This window comes from Bradyrhizobium sp. SMVTL-02, assembly GCF_051853005.1.
Classification (GTDB): Bacteria; Pseudomonadota; Alphaproteobacteria; order Rhizobiales; family Xanthobacteraceae; genus Bradyrhizobium.
On the sequence record NZ_CP182469.1, the window covers coordinates 4,647,607 to 4,663,858 of the forward strand.

Annotated in this window: 18 protein-coding genes, 2 tRNA genes and 1 pseudogene; 7 read left to right on the forward strand and 14 right to left on the reverse strand. The window is 64.9% G+C overall.

The features are described 5' to 3' along the window. Window position 1: 1 nt before the first annotated feature. The 12 genes from nuoI to ACNJYB_RS22000 form a co-directional block, all read right to left on the reverse strand. Window positions 2–490: an NADH-quinone oxidoreductase subunit NuoI gene (nuoI, locus tag ACNJYB_RS21945; protein ID WP_026232873.1), complete on the reverse strand. Its 489-nt coding sequence runs from the start codon at window positions 488–490 to the stop codon at window positions 2–4. Between the two features lie 14 nt (window positions 491–504). After that, entirely contained in the window at window positions 505–1,572 is a 1,068-nt protein-coding gene (gene nuoH, locus ACNJYB_RS21950; RefSeq protein WP_018642373.1) for an NADH-quinone oxidoreductase subunit NuoH, read from the reverse strand. 10 nt (window positions 1,573–1,582) lie between these two features. Next, window positions 1,583–3,658 (reverse strand): NADH-quinone oxidoreductase subunit NuoG, encoded by a 2,076-nt coding sequence (gene nuoG / locus ACNJYB_RS21955; RefSeq protein ID WP_439368434.1) that lies wholly within the window; start codon window positions 3,656–3,658, stop codon window positions 1,583–1,585. Between the two features lie 5 nt (window positions 3,659–3,663). Next, window positions 3,664–4,989, reverse strand: a complete 1,326-nt coding sequence (gene nuoF / locus ACNJYB_RS21960; protein ID WP_439368435.1) for an NADH-quinone oxidoreductase subunit NuoF — start codon at window positions 4,987–4,989, stop codon at window positions 3,664–3,666. A 15-nt stretch (window positions 4,990–5,004) separates the two neighbouring features. Continuing rightward, a complete protein-coding gene (locus ACNJYB_RS21965) occupies window positions 5,005–5,211 on the reverse strand; it encodes a hypothetical protein (protein ID WP_439368436.1) in 207 nt (68 codons plus the stop codon). Continuing rightward, the gene (gene nuoE / locus ACNJYB_RS21970) at window positions 5,211–5,822 is read right to left on the reverse strand and encodes an NADH-quinone oxidoreductase subunit NuoE (RefSeq protein WP_439368437.1); all 612 of its coding nucleotides are present in this window, start codon (window positions 5,820–5,822) and stop codon (window positions 5,211–5,213) included. The genes ACNJYB_RS21965 and nuoE overlap by 1 nt, the downstream gene beginning before the upstream one ends. 11 nt (window positions 5,823–5,833) lie before the next feature. Beyond that, window positions 5,834–6,829 carry an FkbM family methyltransferase gene (locus ACNJYB_RS21975; protein ID WP_439368438.1) on the reverse strand — a complete coding sequence of 332 codons (996 nt, stop codon included), beginning with the start codon at window positions 6,827–6,829 and terminating at the stop codon, window positions 5,834–5,836. Beyond that, a complete protein-coding gene (locus ACNJYB_RS21980) occupies window positions 6,826–8,022 on the reverse strand; it encodes an NADH-quinone oxidoreductase subunit D (RefSeq protein WP_439368440.1) in 1,197 nt (398 codons plus the stop codon). The genes ACNJYB_RS21975 and ACNJYB_RS21980 overlap by 4 nt, the downstream gene beginning before the upstream one ends. A gap of 2 nt (window positions 8,023–8,024) precedes the next feature. Further along, window positions 8,025–8,636, reverse strand: a complete 612-nt coding sequence (locus ACNJYB_RS21985; protein ID WP_439368441.1) for an NADH-quinone oxidoreductase subunit C — start codon at window positions 8,634–8,636, stop codon at window positions 8,025–8,027. Between the two features lie 11 nt (window positions 8,637–8,647). Then, window positions 8,648–9,229, reverse strand: a complete 582-nt coding sequence (locus ACNJYB_RS21990) for a NuoB/complex I 20 kDa subunit family protein (protein ID WP_371740171.1) — start codon at window positions 9,227–9,229, stop codon at window positions 8,648–8,650. Then, on the reverse strand, window positions 9,226–9,591 hold the full coding sequence (locus ACNJYB_RS21995) for an NADH-quinone oxidoreductase subunit A (protein WP_008136158.1): 366 nt from the start codon (window positions 9,589–9,591) through the stop codon (window positions 9,226–9,228). Before ACNJYB_RS21995 ends, ACNJYB_RS21990 begins: the two co-directional genes overlap by 4 nt. 541 nt (window positions 9,592–10,132) lie before the next feature. Next, complete coding sequence (locus tag ACNJYB_RS22000; RefSeq protein ID WP_439375795.1) at window positions 10,133–10,633, reverse strand: hypothetical protein; 501 nt, start codon at window positions 10,631–10,633, stop codon at window positions 10,133–10,135. Between the two features lie 242 nt (window positions 10,634–10,875). Here ACNJYB_RS22000 and ACNJYB_RS22005 point away from each other — a divergent pair, with 242 nt between their 5' ends. From ACNJYB_RS22005 to ACNJYB_RS22030, 6 genes and pseudogenes are all read left to right on the forward strand, one after another. Next, entirely contained in the window at window positions 10,876–11,079 is a 204-nt protein-coding gene (locus tag ACNJYB_RS22005; RefSeq protein WP_439368442.1) for a hypothetical protein, read from the forward strand. Between the two features lie 160 nt (window positions 11,080–11,239). Next, window positions 11,240–11,316, forward strand: a tRNA-Asp gene (locus ACNJYB_RS22010). A gap of 200 nt (window positions 11,317–11,516) precedes the next feature. Beyond that, entirely contained in the window at window positions 11,517–11,831 is a 315-nt protein-coding gene (locus ACNJYB_RS22015) for an HU family DNA-binding protein (RefSeq protein WP_439368444.1), read from the forward strand. Window positions 11,832–11,937: 106 nt separating this feature from the next. Beyond that, window positions 11,938–13,188: a peptidase T gene (gene pepT, locus ACNJYB_RS22020; protein WP_439368445.1), complete on the forward strand. Its 1,251-nt coding sequence runs from the start codon at window positions 11,938–11,940 to the stop codon at window positions 13,186–13,188. Window positions 13,189–13,398: 210 nt separating this feature from the next. Next, window positions 13,399–13,566 (forward strand): annotated as a pseudogene (locus ACNJYB_RS22025) (efflux RND transporter permease subunit); the annotation flags it as partial. Window position 13,567: 1 nt separating this feature from the next. Beyond that, window positions 13,568–14,557 carry a cation diffusion facilitator family transporter gene (locus tag ACNJYB_RS22030; protein WP_439368446.1) on the forward strand — a complete coding sequence of 330 codons (990 nt, stop codon included), beginning with the start codon at window positions 13,568–13,570 and terminating at the stop codon, window positions 14,555–14,557. A 117-nt stretch (window positions 14,558–14,674) separates the two neighbouring features. Here the strand turns inward: ACNJYB_RS22030 and ACNJYB_RS22035 are convergent, their stop codons facing one another. Further along, entirely contained in the window at window positions 14,675–15,535 is an 861-nt protein-coding gene (locus tag ACNJYB_RS22035) for a class I SAM-dependent methyltransferase (protein ID WP_439368447.1), read from the reverse strand. Window positions 15,536–15,660: 125 nt separating this feature from the next. On the opposite strand from ACNJYB_RS22035, the gene ACNJYB_RS22040 reads away from it, so the two are divergent. Further along, window positions 15,661–15,737 (forward strand) — tRNA-Val (locus ACNJYB_RS22040). Between the two features lie 93 nt (window positions 15,738–15,830). Here the strand turns inward: ACNJYB_RS22040 and ACNJYB_RS22045 are convergent. Then, complete coding sequence (locus ACNJYB_RS22045; protein ID WP_439368448.1) at window positions 15,831–16,235, reverse strand: GFA family protein; 405 nt, start codon at window positions 16,233–16,235, stop codon at window positions 15,831–15,833. Window positions 16,236–16,252: the final 17 nt, after the last annotated feature.

Sequence of the window (16,252 nt, forward strand, 5' to 3'; positions counted from 1 at the left end):
CTCACCGGTACGGCGCGTCGAGCTCGATCGCTTTCGCGATCTCGCGTTCCCAGCGGTCGCCGTTGGCGAGCAGCTTGGCCTTGTCATAGAACAGCTCCTCGCGGGTCTCGGTCGCGAACTCGAAATTCGGACCTTCGACGATGGCGTCGACCGGACAGGCCTCCTGGCAGAGGCCACAATAGATGCACTTCACCATGTCGATGTCGTAGCGCACGGTGCGGCGGGTGCCGTCATTGCGGCGCGGGCCGGCCTCGATGGTGATGGCCTGCGCGGGGCAGACCGCTTCGCACAGCTTGCAGGCGATGCAGCGCTCTTCGCCGTTCGGATAGCGGCGCAGCGCATGCTCGCCGCGGAAGCGCGGCGAGATCGGGCCCTTCTCGAACGGATAGTTCAGCGTCGGCTTCGGCTGGAAGAAATAGCGCATGGCGAGGAAGAACGCCGAGACGAATTCCGACAGCAGAAGCGAGCGAGCAGTGGCGTTGATGTTGATACCCATGACGGCCCTCACTTCGGCGCGATGCCGGCGAAATGCAGCACGCCGGCCACCACGATCACCATCGCCAGCGACAACGGCAGGAACACCTTCCAGCCGAGGCGCATCAGTTGGTCGTAGCGGTAGCGCGGCACGATCGCCTTTGCCATCGCGAACAGGAAGAACATGAAGAACAGTTTCAGCGCGAACCAGATGATCCCGGGCACCCAGTTGAAGGGCGGCAGATCCACCGGCGGCAACCAGCCACCGAGGAACAGGATCGTGGCCAGCGCGCACATCGTAACGATCGCGACGTATTCGCCGAGCATGAACAAGAGGTACGGCGTCGAGCCGTATTCGACCATGAAGCCTGCGACGAGCTCGGATTCCGCTTCGACGAGGTCGAAGGGCGGACGGTTGGTTTCCGCCAGCGCCGAGACGTAGAACACCACGAACATCGGGAACAGCGGCCAGACATACCAGTTCAGGATGGTGAGCTGCGGCAGCCCGATCAGGCTGGCGAGACCGCGTGCGTGCTGGGCCTCGACCACGGCCGAAAGGTTCAGCGTGCCGGCGCAGAGCAGCACCGTGATGATGACGAAGCCGATCGAGACTTCGTACGACACCATTTGCGCCGCCGAGCGCAGCGCGGCCAGGAACGGGTATTTCGAGTTGGACGACCAGCCGGCCATGATGATGCCGTAGATCGACAGCGACGAGATCGCGAAGATGAAGAGGACGCCGACATTGATGTCGGAGATCACCCAGCCGAGATTGGTCGGGATCACCGCCCAGGCGGCGAGCGCAAGCACGCAGGACACCAGCGGCGCCAGCAGGAACACGCCCTTGTTGGCGCCGGCCGGGATGATCGGCTCCTTCAGCACGAACTTCAGCAGGTCCGCGAAGGATTGCAGCAGGCCCCAGGGGCCGACCACGTTCGGGCCGCGGCGGATCTGCACCGCCGCCCAGATCTTGCGGTCGGCGAGCAGGATGTAGGCGATCGCCACGAGCAGGACGACGAGCACCAGGACGCTCTCGGCGACCATGATGATCAGCGGCCAGAGGAACCCGGTCCAGAATGCGCTTTCGAAGAATTCCATCAGATCACGCTCACTCCGCTGCGGTCAGCATCTGCCCGGAGGCAAGCCGCGAGCATTCCGCCATCACGGCGGACGCACGCGCGATTGGGTTGGTCAAATAAAAGTCCTCGACCAGCGGCTTGAACGGCGCCTTCTCGGGCGAGCCGCCCTTCCCCGCCAGCTTCTTGACCTGGTCGGCGGAGCCGGCCTCGATCTGGTCGAGACGGATCAGATGCGGCACGGCCTTGAAGATCGCCTGGCGCAGCGCGGGAAGCGAGTCATAGCCGAGCTTCTTGCCGAGCGCTTCCGACAGCGCACGAATGATCGCCCAGTCCTCGCGGGCCTCGCCCGGCGGAAACGCGGCACGACCCGTCATCTGCACGCGGCCTTCGGTGTTGACGTAGATCGCGGACTTCTCGGTGTAGGTGGCGGCCGGCAGGATGACGTCGGCGCGATGCGCGCCGCGGTCGCCATGGGTGCCGATATAGACGACGAAGGTGCCGTCCGGCGCCTTGATCTCGTCGGCACCGAGCAGGAACAGCAGGTCCAGCGTGCCGAACGTCGTCATCTGCGCAGCGTTCAGGCCGCCTGCGGTCGCGGCGAAGCCGATGTCGAGCGCACCGACGCGCGAGGCGGTCTCGTGCAGCACGCCAAACCCGTTCCAGCCGTCCTTCACCGCGCCGACGTCGAGCGCGAGCTTGGCGGCGGCGGCGAGGATGCCGGCGCCGTCGTGACGGGCGGCCGCGCCGGCGCCGACCAGGATGATCGGGTGCTTGGCGTTCTTCAGCACGTCCATGAAGGAGTGCTTGCCGGCCGCGAGCTCATTGAGCGTCTCGGTGCCCGCGCCGAGATGATCGTAATGATAGGTCAGATCGGCCTTGGCGCCGATCACGCCGACCTTGAAGCCGCCGGCGCGCCAGCGCTTGCGGATGCGGGCGTTGAACACGGCCGCTTCCTTGCGCGGATTGGCACCGATGATGAGCAGCGCATCGGCCTGCTCGACGCCGACCAGGGTCGGATTGAAGATGTAGGAGCCGCGGCCGAGCGCGGGATCGAAGGCGTCGCCGCCCTGCACCGCCAGATTGCTCGAGCCGTATTTGGCGAGCAGGTCCTTCAGCGCGAACATCTCCTCGACACCCGCGAGGTCGCCGGCAATCGCGCCGATGCGCTTGCCGTCGGTGCGCGCCGCCTTGGAGGCGATCGCGGCGAAGGCCTCGGGCCAGGTCGCCGCGCGCAGCTTGCCGGCCTCACGGATGTAGGGTCGGTCGAGACGCTGGGTGCGCAGCCCGTCGACGATGTGGCGGGTCTTGTCGGAGATCCACTCCTCGTTCACGGCCTCGTTGATGCGCGGCAGAATCCGCATCACCTCGCGGCCGCGGGTGTCGACGCGGATCGCCGATCCCAGGCCGTCCATCACGTCGATCGACTGGGTCTTGCCGAGTTCCCAGGGACGCGCCGCGAACGCGTAGGGCTTCGAGGTCAGCGCGCCGACCGGGCAGATGTCGACGAGATTGCCCTGCAGTTCCGACGTCAGCGCGTGCTCGAGATAGGTCGTGATCTCCATGTCCTCGCCGCGGCCGGTGGCTCCCATCTCGGGCGCGCCGGCGACCTCCGCCGAGAAGCGGACGCAGCGCGTGCACTGGATGCAGCGGTTCATCGAGGTCTTGACCAGCGCGCCGAGGTACTTGTCCTCGACCGCGCGCTTGTTCTCGGCGAAGCGGCTGGTGTCGACACCATAGCCCATCGCCTGGTCCTGAAGATCGCACTCGCCGCCCTGGTCGCAGATCGGGCAGTCCAAGGGATGGTTGATGAGCAGGAATTCCATCACGCCTTCGCGCGCCTTCTTCACCATCGGCGAACGCGTCGAAATCTCCGGCGGCTCGCCCTTGGGGCCCGGACGGCAGTCGCGCACGCCCCAGGCGCAGCTGGCGACCGGCTTCGGGCCGCCCTTCACCTCGACGAGGCACATCCGGCAATTGCCGGCGATCGACAGCCGCTCGTGATAGCAGAAGCGCGGAATCTCGGCGCCGGCCGCCTCGCACGCCTGAAGCAGCGTGTACTCCGGCGGGACATCGATCTCTTTGCCGTCGATGATGAGCTTGGTCATGTCTCTTACTCCGCCGCGACCATGTTCACGGGATCGCGGACGCCGGCATCGTCGATGTCGGCCTTGTGCGAATACTGGTCGATGCGCGCTTCGATCTCGTGACGGAAATGCGCGATCAGGCCCTGGATCGGCCAGGCCGCCGCGTCGCCGAGCGCGCAGATGGTGTGGCCTTCGACCTGCTTGGTCACCTCGAGCAGCATGTCGATCTCGCGCTTGTGGGCGCGGCCTTCGGCCATGCGGGTGAGCACGCGCCACATCCAGCCCGTGCCCTCGCGGCACGGCGTGCACTGGCCGCAGCTCTCGTGCTTGTAGAAATAGGAGATGCGGGCGATGGCGCGGATCAGGTCGGTCGACTTGTCCATCACGATCACGGCCGCGGTGCCGAGGCCCGAGCGCAGCTTGCTCAGGCTGTCGAAATCCATCGGCGTGTCGATGATCTGCTCGGCCGGCACCATGCGCACCGACGAGCCGCCGGGGATCACAGCCTTGAGGTTGTCCCAGCCGCCGCGGATGCCGCCGCAATGCTTTTCGATCAGCTCACGGAACGGAATGCCCATGGCCTCTTCGACGTTGCAGGGCCGCTCGACATGGCCGGAGATGCAGAAGAGCTTGGTGCCGACATTGTTCGGACGGCCGATGCCGGCGAACCACGCTGCGCCACGGCGCAGGATGTCGGGCGCAACCGCAATCGACTCCACGTTGTTGACGGTGGTCGGGCAGCCGAACAGGCCGACGTTCGCCGGGAACGGCGGCTTCAGTCGCGGCTGGCCCTTCTTGCCTTCGAGGCTTTCGAGCAGCGCGGTCTCCTCGCCGCAGATATAGGCGCCGGCGCCGTGGGCGACGTAGAGGTCGAACGGCCAGCCGTTGACATTGTCCTTGCCGATCAGCTTGGCCTCGTAGGCTTGGTCGATCGCGGCCTGGAGACGCTCGCGCTCGCGGATGAACTCGCCGCGGACATAGATGTAGCAGGCATGCGCATTCATCGCGAAGCTCGCGATCAGGCAGCCCTCGACCAGGAGATGCGGATCGTGCCGCATGATCTCGCGGTCCTTGCAGGTGCCGGGCTCCGACTCGTCGGCGTTGACGACGAGATAGCTCGGCCGGCCGTCGGTCGATTCCTTCGGCATGAAGGACCACTTCAGACCGGTCGGGAAGCCGGCCCCGCCGCGGCCGCGCAGGCCCGACGCCTTCATCTCGTTGATGATCCAATCGCGGCCCTTGTCGATGATGGTCTTCGTACCATCCCAGGCGCCACGGCGCCGCGCACCCTCGAGCCCCCAGTCGTGGAGGCCGTAGAGGTTCTTGAAGATGCGGTCCTTGTCCTCGAGCATATCAGTGCTTTCCGATCAACGATTGGACTGCTTGTAGGCAAGTCCGGCGGCGCAGACGGCGAAGGTCAGCGCCCAGAGCAGACTGGATTCCAGCGACGCGTTCAGGCTGAAGCGTTGCAGGAGAAAGATGAAGGCAGCCGCCACGGCGGCATGCATCGCGATGAAGCCCCACTTCTTCATGGCACCGCTCCGCTGCACCGAAGGCTGCGAGAGACCACGCATCAGGTGATCTCCTTCAGCGTGCTCGGCCCGGTGATCGGCGCCGAGAACTGGCGGCCGTTCTGCGGGCCGGGCTTGGGCGGATTGCCGGAGGCAAAGCCGTCGAGCACCTTGCCGAAGCTTTCCTTGGTCAGGTCCTCATAGGTGTCCTTGCCGATCAGCACCATCGGCGCGTTCACGCAGGCCCCGAGGCACTCGACCTCCTCCCAGCTGAAATTGCCGTCCTTCGAGAGATGGAAGGGCTCGTGATGGATGCGGTGCTCGCAGACGTGGATCAGATCCTCGACGCCGCGCAGGCGGCACGGCGTGGTGCCGCAGACCTGGACGTGGGCCTTCTTGCCGACGGGCGCGAGCTGGAACATCGTGTAGAAGGTCGCGACCTCCAGCACGCGGATATAGGGCATGTCAAGCATGTCGGCGATGACGCGGATCGCGGCTTCCGATACCCAGCCCTCGTTCTGCTCCTGCGCCCGCCAGAGGATGGCGATGACCGCGGAAGCCTGCCGGCCGGCCGGATATTTCGCGATCTGCTGCCTCGCGAATGCGAGGTTCTCCTCCGTGAACGCAAAGCTCGCGGGCTGGACTTCCTTCGGTGCTAATCGGCGAACGGACATCTCTTGATCTCTCACTGCATGCGGCGCGCGGTCTTGGCGTTCAGAGTCTTGGCGTTCAGGGTCTTGGCATTCAGGGCATCGATCCTGTCCTGCCAGAACGCGCTTGCGGTGCCGAAAACGTTGTAGCCGACGTGGGTCGAGACCTTGATGCGATCGAGGATCGACAGCTCGGTCACGGTCTCCATCCGGTTGCTCCGCGGATCGAACACGATCAGCTTCAGCGGAGTCTGCTCGAGGATGTAGCGCGACACCGCGTGGCTGCGGTCGCTGCCGTGCTCCTCGCACATGATGACGCTGTCGGCCTGGAGCAGCCGAGCGCCCCCCTTGATCGCCTCGATCTCGACGCCCTCGACATCGAGCTTGATCAGGTACTTGCCGCTGGCAGCGATCTTGCCATCGTCGATCAGGTTGTCCAGCGCCAGGACCGGCACCTCTTCCCCACCGGCCGATGCGTCGCCGGCGATGCTGAAGGCCTCGTGCTTGGTGCCTGACAGCCGCGCGGTGCCGCGAGCGGCGCCGATGGCGCACTTCATGGTTTCGAAGCGGTTGCCGTTCACGCGGGCGTTGTTGGCGAGCTTCGGATAGTTCTGGCCCGACGGCTCGATCGCGATCGCCCTGTGCGAGCCGAACGGCTTGCTCGACACCAGCACCGACCAGTAGCCGTAGTTGGCGCCGCAATCGAGCAGCGTGTAGTCGACGTCGATGGAGTCGGCGAACAGCAGCTCGAGCTCGTCCTCATAGTTGTAGGAGCGGTTGAGCAGCTTGCTCCAGTAGCCGTCGCCGTAGGGGAATTCGAACACGGCGTCGGGGTTGAGCTTGATCGCGATGTTGCGCCTGGGCAGCGTCTTCGCCAGCAGATTGGCGCAGGCGATGTAGCCCATGTGCGAGAAGTGCGAGGAGATCTTCGAGCCCGTCACCAGCGCCAAGGCAGCCGTCCGCTCCCACAGGTTGGCCCCTTCAAGGGCCCCCGAGGCGCGGTCAAACTGGATTGGCGCCTGCGCCGTCACCGATCGACCTCTCCGAACACGATGTCGAGCGAGCCCAGGATCGCCGAGACGTCGGCGAGCAGATGGCCACGGCAGATGTGGTCCATGGCCTGCAGATGAGCAAAGCCCGGCGCGCGGATCTTGCACTTGTACGGCTTGTTGGTGCCGTCGGAGACGAGATAGACGCCGAACTCGCCCTTGGGCGCCTCGACCGCGGCATAGACCTCGCCGGCCGGCACGTGAACGCCTTCGGTGTAGAGCTTGAAGTGGTGGATCAGCGCTTCCATCGAGCGCTTCATCTCGCCGCGGCGCGGCGGGGCGACCTTGTTGTCGGCGACGACGACAGGGCCCTTGCCGTCGGGCGCGTTCAGCTTCTGGATGCACTGCTTCATGATGCGCACGGCCTGGCGCATCTCTTCCATGCGGATCAGGTAGCGGTCGTAGCAGTCGCCGTTCTTGCCGATCGGGATGTCGAAATCCATCTCGGCGTAGCACTCATAGGGCTGCGACTTGCGCAGGTCCCAGGCCGCGCCCGAGCCGCGCACCATCACGCCCGAGAAACCCCACTCCCAGGCTTCCTTCAGCGGCACCACGCCGATGTCGACGTTGCGCTGCTTGAAGATGCGGTTGGCGGTGAGCAGGCGATCGAGGTCGTCCACGACCTTCAGGAACGGGTCGCACCAGGCCTCGATGTCGTCGATCAGCTTCTGCGGGAGATCCTGATGCACGCCGCCGACGCGGAAGAAGGCCGCATGCATGCGGCTGCCCGAGGCGCGCTCGTAGAACACCATCAGCTTCTCGCGCTCTTCGAAGCCCCACAGCGGCGGGGTCAGCGCGCCGACGTCCATCGCCTGCGTGGTGACGTTGAGCAGATGCGACAGGATGCGGCCGATCTCGCAATAGAGCACACGGATGAGCTGGCCACGGCGCGGCACCTCGATGCCGAGCAGCTTTTCGGCCGCTAAGCAGAAGGCGTGCTCCTGGTTCATCGGCGCGACGTAATCGAGGCGGTCGAAGTAAGGGATCGCCTGCAGATAGGTCTTCTGCTCGATCAGTTTCTCGGTGCCGCGGTGAAGCAGGCCGATATGGGGGTCGACGCGGGCGACGACCTCGCCGTCAAGCTCCAGCACCAGACGCAACACGCCGTGCGCAGCCGGATGCTGCGGGCCAAAATTGATCGTAAAGTTGCGGAGATTTTCAGGTTGCTCGTTCATGATCAGACCTTCGGCCCCGCCTTCTCGTCACCGGGAAGCGGATAGTCCGCCCCTTCCCACGGCGAGAGGAAATCGAACTTGCGGAATTCCTGGTTGAGCCTGACAGGCTCGTACACCACGCGCTTCTCCTGGTCGTCGTAGCGGACCTCGACGAAGCCGGTGAGCGGAAAATCCTTGCGCAGCGGATGGCCCTCGAAACCGTAATCGGTGAGGATGCGGCGCATGTCGGGATGGCCGACGAAGAACACGCCGTAGAGATCGTAGGCCTCGCGCTCGAACCAGTCGGCGCCGGGGAACACGTCGATCAGCGACGGGATCTGCGTGGTCTCGTCGGCGGCGACCCGCAGGCGGATCCGCGCGTTCAGGGTCGGTGACAGGAAGTGATAGATCACATCGAAGCGCATCTCGCGCGAGGGATAGTCGACCGCGGTCACGTCGGTGATGTTGACGAAACGGCAGTTCGGATCGTCGCGGAGGTACTTGACCACCTCGACGATCTTGCCGGCCTCGACATCAACCGTGAGCTGGTTGAAGGCCACCGTGTGACCGATGGCGGCGCCCGGAAGCGCGCTAACGATCGTTTGCCCAAGGGCGTCGAGCTTGCCGTCGTCCATGACGTAAAACCTTAGCGTTCGATGGTGCCGGTGCGCCGGATCTTCTTCTGCAGCAGCAGCACGCCGTAGAGCAGCGCTTCCGCCGTGGGCGGGCAGCCCGGCACGTAGATGTCGATCGGCACGATGCGGTCGCAGCCGCGCACGACCGAGTAGGAATAGTGATAGTAGCCGCCGCCATTGGCGCAGGAGCCCATCGAGATGACGTAGCGCGGCTCCGGCATCTGGTCGTAGACCTTGCGCAGCGCGGGCGCCATCTTGTTGGTCAAGGTCCCTGCGACGATCATCACATCGGACTGGCGCGGCGAGGCACGCGGGGCGAAGCCGAAGCGCTCGACGTCGTAGCGCGGCATCGACACCTGCATCATCTCGACGGCGCAGCAGGCGAGACCGAAGGTCATCCACATAAGCGAGCCGGTGCGCGCCCAGGTGATGAGGTCGTCGGTCGCGGCCACGAAGAAGCCCTTGTCGGACAGTTCGGAATTGACCTCGAGGAAGAACGGATCATTGGCCCCGACCGGCTTGCCGGTCGACGGATCCAGAATGCCCTTGGGGGCCGGCGCGACGACCGGACCGGCGGACGGTGCAGGATTCAATCCCATTCCAGTGCCCCTTTCTTCCATTCATAGGCGAACCCCACCGTCAGCACGGCGAGGAACACCACCATGGACCAGAAGCCGGTGGCGCCAAGCTTGCCGAACGCCACCGCCCAGGGAAACAGGAACGCCACCTCGAGGTCGAAGATGATGAAGAGGATGGCGACCAGATAGAAGCGGACGTCGAACTTCATTCGCGCGTCGTCGAAGGCGTTGAAACCGCACTCATACGCCGACAGCTTTTCCGGGTCCGGCTGCTGGAACGCCACGATGAACGGCGCGATCAGCAGCACGAGGCCGATGAGGCCCGCCACCCCTATAAAGACGACGAGTGGAAGATAGTTCTGCAGAATGCCGCTCATTGGCGAGCCCTTGTTTCCCGCGACGTCGGGGGAGCCGCGGATTCGTCCCGATTTGGAATTATTCTGAGCCTTAGCGCAGTGCACCAATAGGTGCAAGACACGCTCTTTTCAGGCCCTTTGCCGCCCCCGGAACGGTGGAAATCCCGGAATCAACCCGCGGCTGGTATGGAGCAGATCGACCGCCCCAGCAAGGGCGATCCCGATCAGTGCTGCGCGCTTGGCCGGTAGGTCCGTCGTTCGGGAAGCTTACTCTATTTAGGCCGCGGAGCGGCGAAATCCAAATTACAAGGAGGATAGTGCCCTTTGTCATACCGGCGACTGGTGAGTGCGGCCCGATCGCCGCGACGGCGGATTAGGACAGCCATTGCGCCTGTGCCCAGGCGCCGCTGGTCAGACTAGCCATGCATCCCGACGGGTCCGGGCCCCGTCTGGCGAATGCGTCGCTCCGGCACCCACCTCCGGGTCGATCGCGAGCGCGGCGTCGGCGACTTGCTGGGCCGTCGCACGCGCCGCGCGAGCTCATCGATGTCGCGATGGGTGATCAGGGTCTGTGGAACAGGCCGCGCCCGGGCAGCTCGCGACCACGGGAGGTCACCTCGCCGGTCTGGTTCTGCGAGACCGTGTCACGAACGAACAGCTGGTAATCATCGATCTGGTAGCCCTTCAGGTCGACGCCGAACAGCATCGTGTGCCTCACCGGGCCGGTGTTGAAGCGATACTCCAGCTGATTGTCGAGATCGGTCGGATTGGGCGTGTTCTTCGCATACCCGCAATAGGTGATGTCGACATGGGCAAAGCGCGCGTTCTGCCGGAACGACACGTCGTCGGTGAGATGGCGCTCGCACTGGTAGCCGAGCATCTCCTGCTCGCGCGTGAACTTGTCGACACCGGGATCGCCGATGAAGAAGCTAGGTGGGATCTTGCCGAACGGCCCGTTCGTCACCGTGCCCTGATCGGGCAGGAAGTTGATGCCGCGGGTGTCCTGCTTCGAGGCCGAGGCCAGCACCGTGAACGTAGTCTCGGCGTACGGCTTCCAGGTCACCGGCGGTGCGATGAAGTAATTGTTGTCGTGCTCTCGGCGGCGGTCACGACCACGCTGGGCGCGCCCCTGTTCGTCCGGGCCGCCCGCTCGATCCGCAACGACATCGGCCGGTCCGCAGCCTGAGGCCCGCCCGGCGGGCGCATAGATGAAACCATTTTGCGGAAGCCGCGAAACGATCCGGAAACAGATGCTCCTTAGAAGATCACCGCATAGACGGCGGCGAAGCCCGTCGGGAGGCTCATATGAACCACTCAATTCACTCTGCTGATCGTGCGACCCACCTGAAGATCGTGGTGGTGGCGCTGATCGCCGGCATTGCAGTGGCCGGTTTCGGGATCGCGGCCCGTACCAATGCGGATTACAGCCAGAGCGCCCAGTCCAGCCAGGTGGTTAAAGCCGGCAAGCCTGTCGTGATAACCAGCGCGGGCACGTCGGAGCTTCGCTGACACAGCGGAATTCGGGCTGACCATTGGCCGCCTCCGGGCGGCCTTTTTCATTTTCCAGAGCAATGCTTAGCCGAGATGCGCTGGAGAAGCGCAACGTCCTTGACTTCACCCTATCCCCCCTTTAAGTCCCCCCTCGTTCCGCGCGCGTTCAGCGAGCCACGCGGGAGTAGCTCAGTTGGTTAGAGCGCCGGCCTGTCACGCCGGAGGTCGCGGGTTCGAGCCCCGTCTCTCGCGCCACTTTTGGCAATCCCTTCATAGCCTTAACCGCAACATCCCGACGCCTTTCGCGGCTGTGCGGGCCATTGTCGGGGTCGGTCGGGAACCCGTGGCATAGTCGGCCCGCGTCCGAATCGTCTACGCCTTCCAGGACTTAACCAAGGAACCCCTACGCTTTTCACGCTTTTCCGGGGGCTTCCCTGTGATCGAGGAGGCCAGACATGGCAAAGAAGGATTCGGCAAAGAAGGCAGCCCCTCCTGCCACCATCACGCTCAAGCACCTCGCCGCCGATATCGCGGAGAGCCAGGACCTGTCCAAGAAGCATGCCGAGGCCGTCCTGACCGACATGGTCGATCTGATCACAAAGCACCTGAAAAAGGGCGACCGGGTCCGCATCGTGGGGCTCGGCATCCTCCAGGTCCGCAAGCGCGCCGCCCGCACCGGCCGCAATCCCTCGACAGGCGAAGCCATCCACATCAAGGCCAGCAAGAAGGTCGCGTTCCGCCCGGTGAAGGAACTCAAAGAGGCGATTTAAGGCTACCATTCGTTAAGCCTGATCGGATCTCGTTCCCGGCCGCATCACGGCCCGCTTTTCTGATATACCGCCTGCATCCCCCAAAGACCCGGCGGTTTGACCAGAAATGTCCTCCCTCACCTTTTCGCACACCGTGACCGAGCGCTTCCTGCGCTACGTCACCATCGACACCCAGTCCGACCCGGAATCCCCTCGCTCGCCCTCGACCGAGAAGCAGAAGGATCTCGGCCGCGTGCTCGCCGCCGAGCTGAAGGCCATGGGTGTTGCGGATGCCCATCTCGACGATTACGGCTATGTCTACGGCACCATCCCGGCCAACACGACCAAGAAGGTGCCGGTGATCTGCTTCTGCTCGCACATGGACACCTCGCCAGACGTCACCGGCAAGGACGTCAAGCCGCAGATGGTGAAGAACTATCGCGGCGGCGATATCGTGCTGCCGGGCGACACCAGCCAGGTGATCCGCTTCGCCGAACATCCGGCGCTGAAGAATCAGATCGGCAACGACATCATCACCACGGACGGCACCACGCTGCTGGGCGCCGACAACAAGGCCGGCGTCGCCGAGATCATGGATGCCGCGCATTTCTTCATCAACAACCCTGATGTGAAGCACGGCACCATCAAGATCCTGTTCACGCCGGACGAGGAGATCGGTCGCGGCGTCGACAATGTCGACCTGAAGAAGCTCGGCGCCGATTTCGGCTACACCATGGACGGCGAGAGCGCCGGCTCCGTCGAGGACGAGACCTTCTCGGCTGATGGTGCCACCATCACCATCAACGGCGTCAGTGCCCATCCCGGCTATGCCAAGGGCAAGATGGAGCACGCGATCAAGATCGCGGCCGCCATCATCGAGCGGCTGCCCAAGGAAGGCTGTTCGCCGGAGACGACCTCGGGCAAGCAGGGCTTTCTGCATCCGATCAGCATCGAGGGCGCGCTGGAGCAGGCAACGCTTTCCTTCATCATCCGCGACTTCACCGAGGAAGGGCTGAAGGAGAAGGAGGCGCTGCTCGAGGGCATCGTCAAGGACGTGATGAAGGACTATCCGCGCTCGACCTACAGCTTCGAGGTGCGGGAGCAGTATCGCAACATGAAGCAGGTGATCGACCGTCACCCGCACGTGCTCGAATACGCCATCGAGGCGATCCGCCGGGCCGGCCTGCGCCCGATGCGCACCGCCATCCGCGGCGGCACCGACGGCTCGCGCCTGTCCTTCATGGGCCTGCCCTGCCCCAACATCTTCGCCGGCGAGCACGCCTTCCACTCGCGCCTCGAATGGGTCAGTCGGCAGGACATGGAGAAGGCGGTGCAGACCATCGTGCACCTTGCGATGATCTGGGAGGAGAAGGCGTAGGTCTTGCTCCGGAAGGGCACGAAGCGGCTGTCCCGGTCCCGCATGCTGTTGTCCGATCCGATCAAATTCGGGAGACCGCTGAATGAGCCGCATATGTTGCGAGCCGGTCGCAGTCGCATGAGGCGTGTGCGGGCCGCCAACACCCTGCCCGGCACCGCCTATGGCATGACCTAGTCGATCCAGATGCGCTTCAACGAGCTAAATGCCGGCGGCGTAGCGGTGCAGCGGCCGCTCGCGACCGTCGTGATCGGCGGCATCATCTCCTCGACCGTCCTGACGCTCTTGGTGCTGCCGGCGCTCTACGTGCTATTCCGGCGTGACGGGGCGCGTGAAACGCCTAGAATGGCCCCCGATTTGGCGGCGTCCTGGGAGTGCTAGATTGGGCAGCCACGACCACCACGGCCATCATCATGACCATGGCGGCCATTCGCATGATCGTGGTCATGACCATGATCACGGACACGATCATGGTCATGGCCACTCTCATGTCCATGCGCCCGCCAGCTTCGGCAAGGCGTTCGCGATCGGCATCACCCTCAACACCGCGCTGGTCGTGGCAGAAGCGGTCTATGGCTACATCGGCAACTCCACCGCCCTGCTCGCCGACGCCGGCCATAACCTGTCCGACGTGCTGGGCCTCGTCTTGGCCTGGGGCGCATCCATTGCTGCAAAACGCGCGCCGAGCGGCCGCTTCACCTATGGGCTGCGCGCCTCCACCATCCTGGCGGCGCTCGCCAATGCCGTGTTCCTGCTGGTCGCGACCGGCGCGATCGGCTGGGAAGCGATCTTGCGCCTGCGCGAGCCGGAGCCGGTCGCCGGCGTCACGGTGATGGTGGTCGCCGGCATCGGCATCCTCATCAACGGCTTTACCGCCATGCTGTTCGCGCGCGGCCGCAAGGACGACATCAACATCGAGGGCGCGTACTTGCACATGGCGGCTGATGCCGCCGTGTCGCTCGGCGTCGTCGTCTCGGCAGCGCTGATCGTCTGGACCGGCTGGCTCTGGCTCGATCCCGTCACCAGCCTCGTCATCTGCGCCACCATCCTCTGGAGCACGACCAGCCTCCTGCGCGGCTCGATCGACATGTCGATGGCGGCCGTCCCCAAGGGCACGGACCTCGTCGCGATCAGGACGCTCCTGCTGGCGCGCCCGGGTGTGTCCGCGATCCACGATCTCCACGTCTGGCCGATCTCGACCACCGAGACGGCGCTGACCTGCCACCTGGTCATGCCCGCAGGCAGCGGCGATGCGTTCCTGATGGAGACCGCGCAAATGTTGAAGACATCCTTCCGCATCGGCCACACCACGCTTCAGGTGGAGACGCATCCCGATAATGGCTGCGCCCTGGCGCCCGATGACGTGGTGTAGGAGTCCTCCGGACCATCCACGTCATTGCGAGTGCAGCGAAGCAATCCAGACTGGGTCCGCGGAGGGAGTCTGGATTGCCTCGCTGCGCTCGCAATGACGGCGTGGTGAGAGCCGCGGCTACCCCACCTTCGCCGTCACGATCCAGATCGCCCCCTGGAGCGCCACGCTCTGCCCCCTCAGGAACGGCGCGAGTATCTCGCGGATGGAGGCTTTGGCGGCCTCATGGGTTTCCGGCGGATGGCCCTGCAAAGCACGGCTGGCCGGGCCGATCTGCAGCGAGCCGTCGACCGCGGCGTCGAGGCCGCCGCCGATGGCGATATCCAGCGCCAGATTGTGCGGCTCCATTGCGACGTCGACGAAGCCCGCGCCATTCAGGATGCGCATCACGCGCTCCTCCGAAGCAAAGGCGAACGGGCCCGGCTCCTCAGGCCCGACCGGCGGCATCTTCGGCACATGCTTATAGACCGCCATCAGCGGCGCCATCATCCAGGGATTCTCCTTCGGCTCGCGCCAGCAGACGAACGCCAGCCGCCCCGATGCCTTCAGGGCGCGGCGGAGATTGGTGAAGGACGCGACCGGATCGGCAAAGAACATGACGCCGAAGCGCGAGGCCAGGAGATCGAAGCTCGCCGGCTCGAACGGATGTACCGTCGCATCCGCCAGCACGAAATCGAGCGGCAGGCCCTTTGGCGCCAGCGACCGTGCCTGCGACAGCATCGGCTCGGACACATCGAGCCCGAGTGCAAAGCCATCGGGCGCGACAGCCTTCGCGAATGCGACCGTCGTCGCACCGGAGCCGCAGCCGACGTCGATCACCCGCTCGCCCGGCTGCGGTTTGGCGCGGTCGATCAGCACATCGGCAATCGGCCCGAGCAGCTTTTCCTGCACGGCATGGCGGTCAGCCCAGCGCTGGCCGCCGGGGCCATTCCAATAGGCGATCTGGTCGGCATTTTGCTCGTGTCCGCTGGGCTGTTCCATTGAGGCCTCTCATTTTGCCGGCGGGTGATACCACGTCAGAAGCCGATCAAGCTGCAAATGAACCCGGTTTGCTGCGCGACCACCCCTTGCTCCTTGCCCCGCCGGAGGGCTAAAGAGGCGCCGTGGGGCGGTTAGCTCAGCTGGTTAGAGCATCTCGTTTACACCGAGAGGGTCCGCGGTTCGAATCCGTGACCGCCCACCAGCCTACGCTCGCACAGCGACGCGGGCTGCCGCGCCGAAGCCCAAACGGGCGAAGGCGGGCTTTTCGCAGCGAGCTACGGCTACGCGAGCCCCCTCAGTCCTGCGGCCGCCCCGGCAGCAGCGGCACGGCATCGATCCACACGGCCGCCGACTGGCACCAGATCTGCCTGACAGGCCGCAATTGGTCGCGCTGGCGGATGCTGCCCCAGCGGATACCCCAATCCTCGGCCTCCTCGCCCTCCCCGCTGGTGAACAGCGGGGAACCGCAGTCGGCGCAGAAGTGCTGGAAGCGCATCCGGCCGTTGTCGCCGCGCTTGCCGTAGACCTTTGGCGTGCCGGCGGTGAGCTTCACGTCGGCCTTGGTGCAGATCGCGGTCACCCGGAATGGCGAGCCGGTCAACGTCTGGCAATCGGTGCAGTGGCACACCGAGACCGCCTCGGGGTCAATTTCGGCCGCGAACGTGATCTTCCCGCAATGGCACTGCCCGTCGACCTGCATGACCAGCCTCAGACAAA

Coding starts and splice junctions, on each gene's coding strand:
- pepT (WP_439368445.1), top strand. CDS start 11,938: ATGTCCTCCCTCACCTTTTCGCACACCGTGACCGAGCGCTTCCTGCGC.
- ACNJYB_RS22015 (WP_439368444.1), top strand. CDS start 11,517: ATGGCAAAGAAGGATTCGGCAAAGAAGGCAGCCCCTCCTGCCACCATC.
- ACNJYB_RS21995 (WP_008136158.1), bottom strand. CDS start 9,591: ATGAGCGGCATTCTGCAGAACTATCTTCCACTCGTCGTCTTTATAGGG.
- nuoH (WP_018642373.1), bottom strand. CDS start 1,572: ATGGAATTCTTCGAAAGCGCATTCTGGACCGGGTTCCTCTGGCCGCTG.
- nuoE (WP_439368437.1), bottom strand. CDS start 5,822: ATGTCCGTTCGCCGATTAGCACCGAAGGAAGTCCAGCCCGCGAGCTTT.
- ACNJYB_RS21985 (WP_439368441.1), bottom strand. CDS start 8,636: ATGGACGACGGCAAGCTCGACGCCCTTGGGCAAACGATCGTTAGCGCG.
- ACNJYB_RS22035 (WP_439368447.1), bottom strand. CDS start 15,535: ATGGAACAGCCCAGCGGACACGAGCAAAATGCCGACCAGATCGCCTAT.
- ACNJYB_RS21980 (WP_439368440.1), bottom strand. CDS start 8,022: ATGAACGAGCAACCTGAAAATCTCCGCAACTTTACGATCAATTTTGGC.
- nuoF (WP_439368435.1), bottom strand. CDS start 4,989: ATGCTCGAGGACAAGGACCGCATCTTCAAGAACCTCTACGGCCTCCAC.
- ACNJYB_RS22005 (WP_439368442.1), top strand. CDS start 10,876: ATGAACCACTCAATTCACTCTGCTGATCGTGCGACCCACCTGAAGATC.
- nuoG (WP_439368434.1), bottom strand. CDS start 3,658: ATGACCAAGCTCATCATCGACGGCAAAGAGATCGATGTCCCGCCGGAG.
- ACNJYB_RS22045 (WP_439368448.1), bottom strand. CDS start 16,235: ATGCAGGTCGACGGGCAGTGCCATTGCGGGAAGATCACGTTCGCGGCC.
- ACNJYB_RS21965 (WP_439368436.1), bottom strand. CDS start 5,211: ATGCGTGGTCTCTCGCAGCCTTCGGTGCAGCGGAGCGGTGCCATGAAG.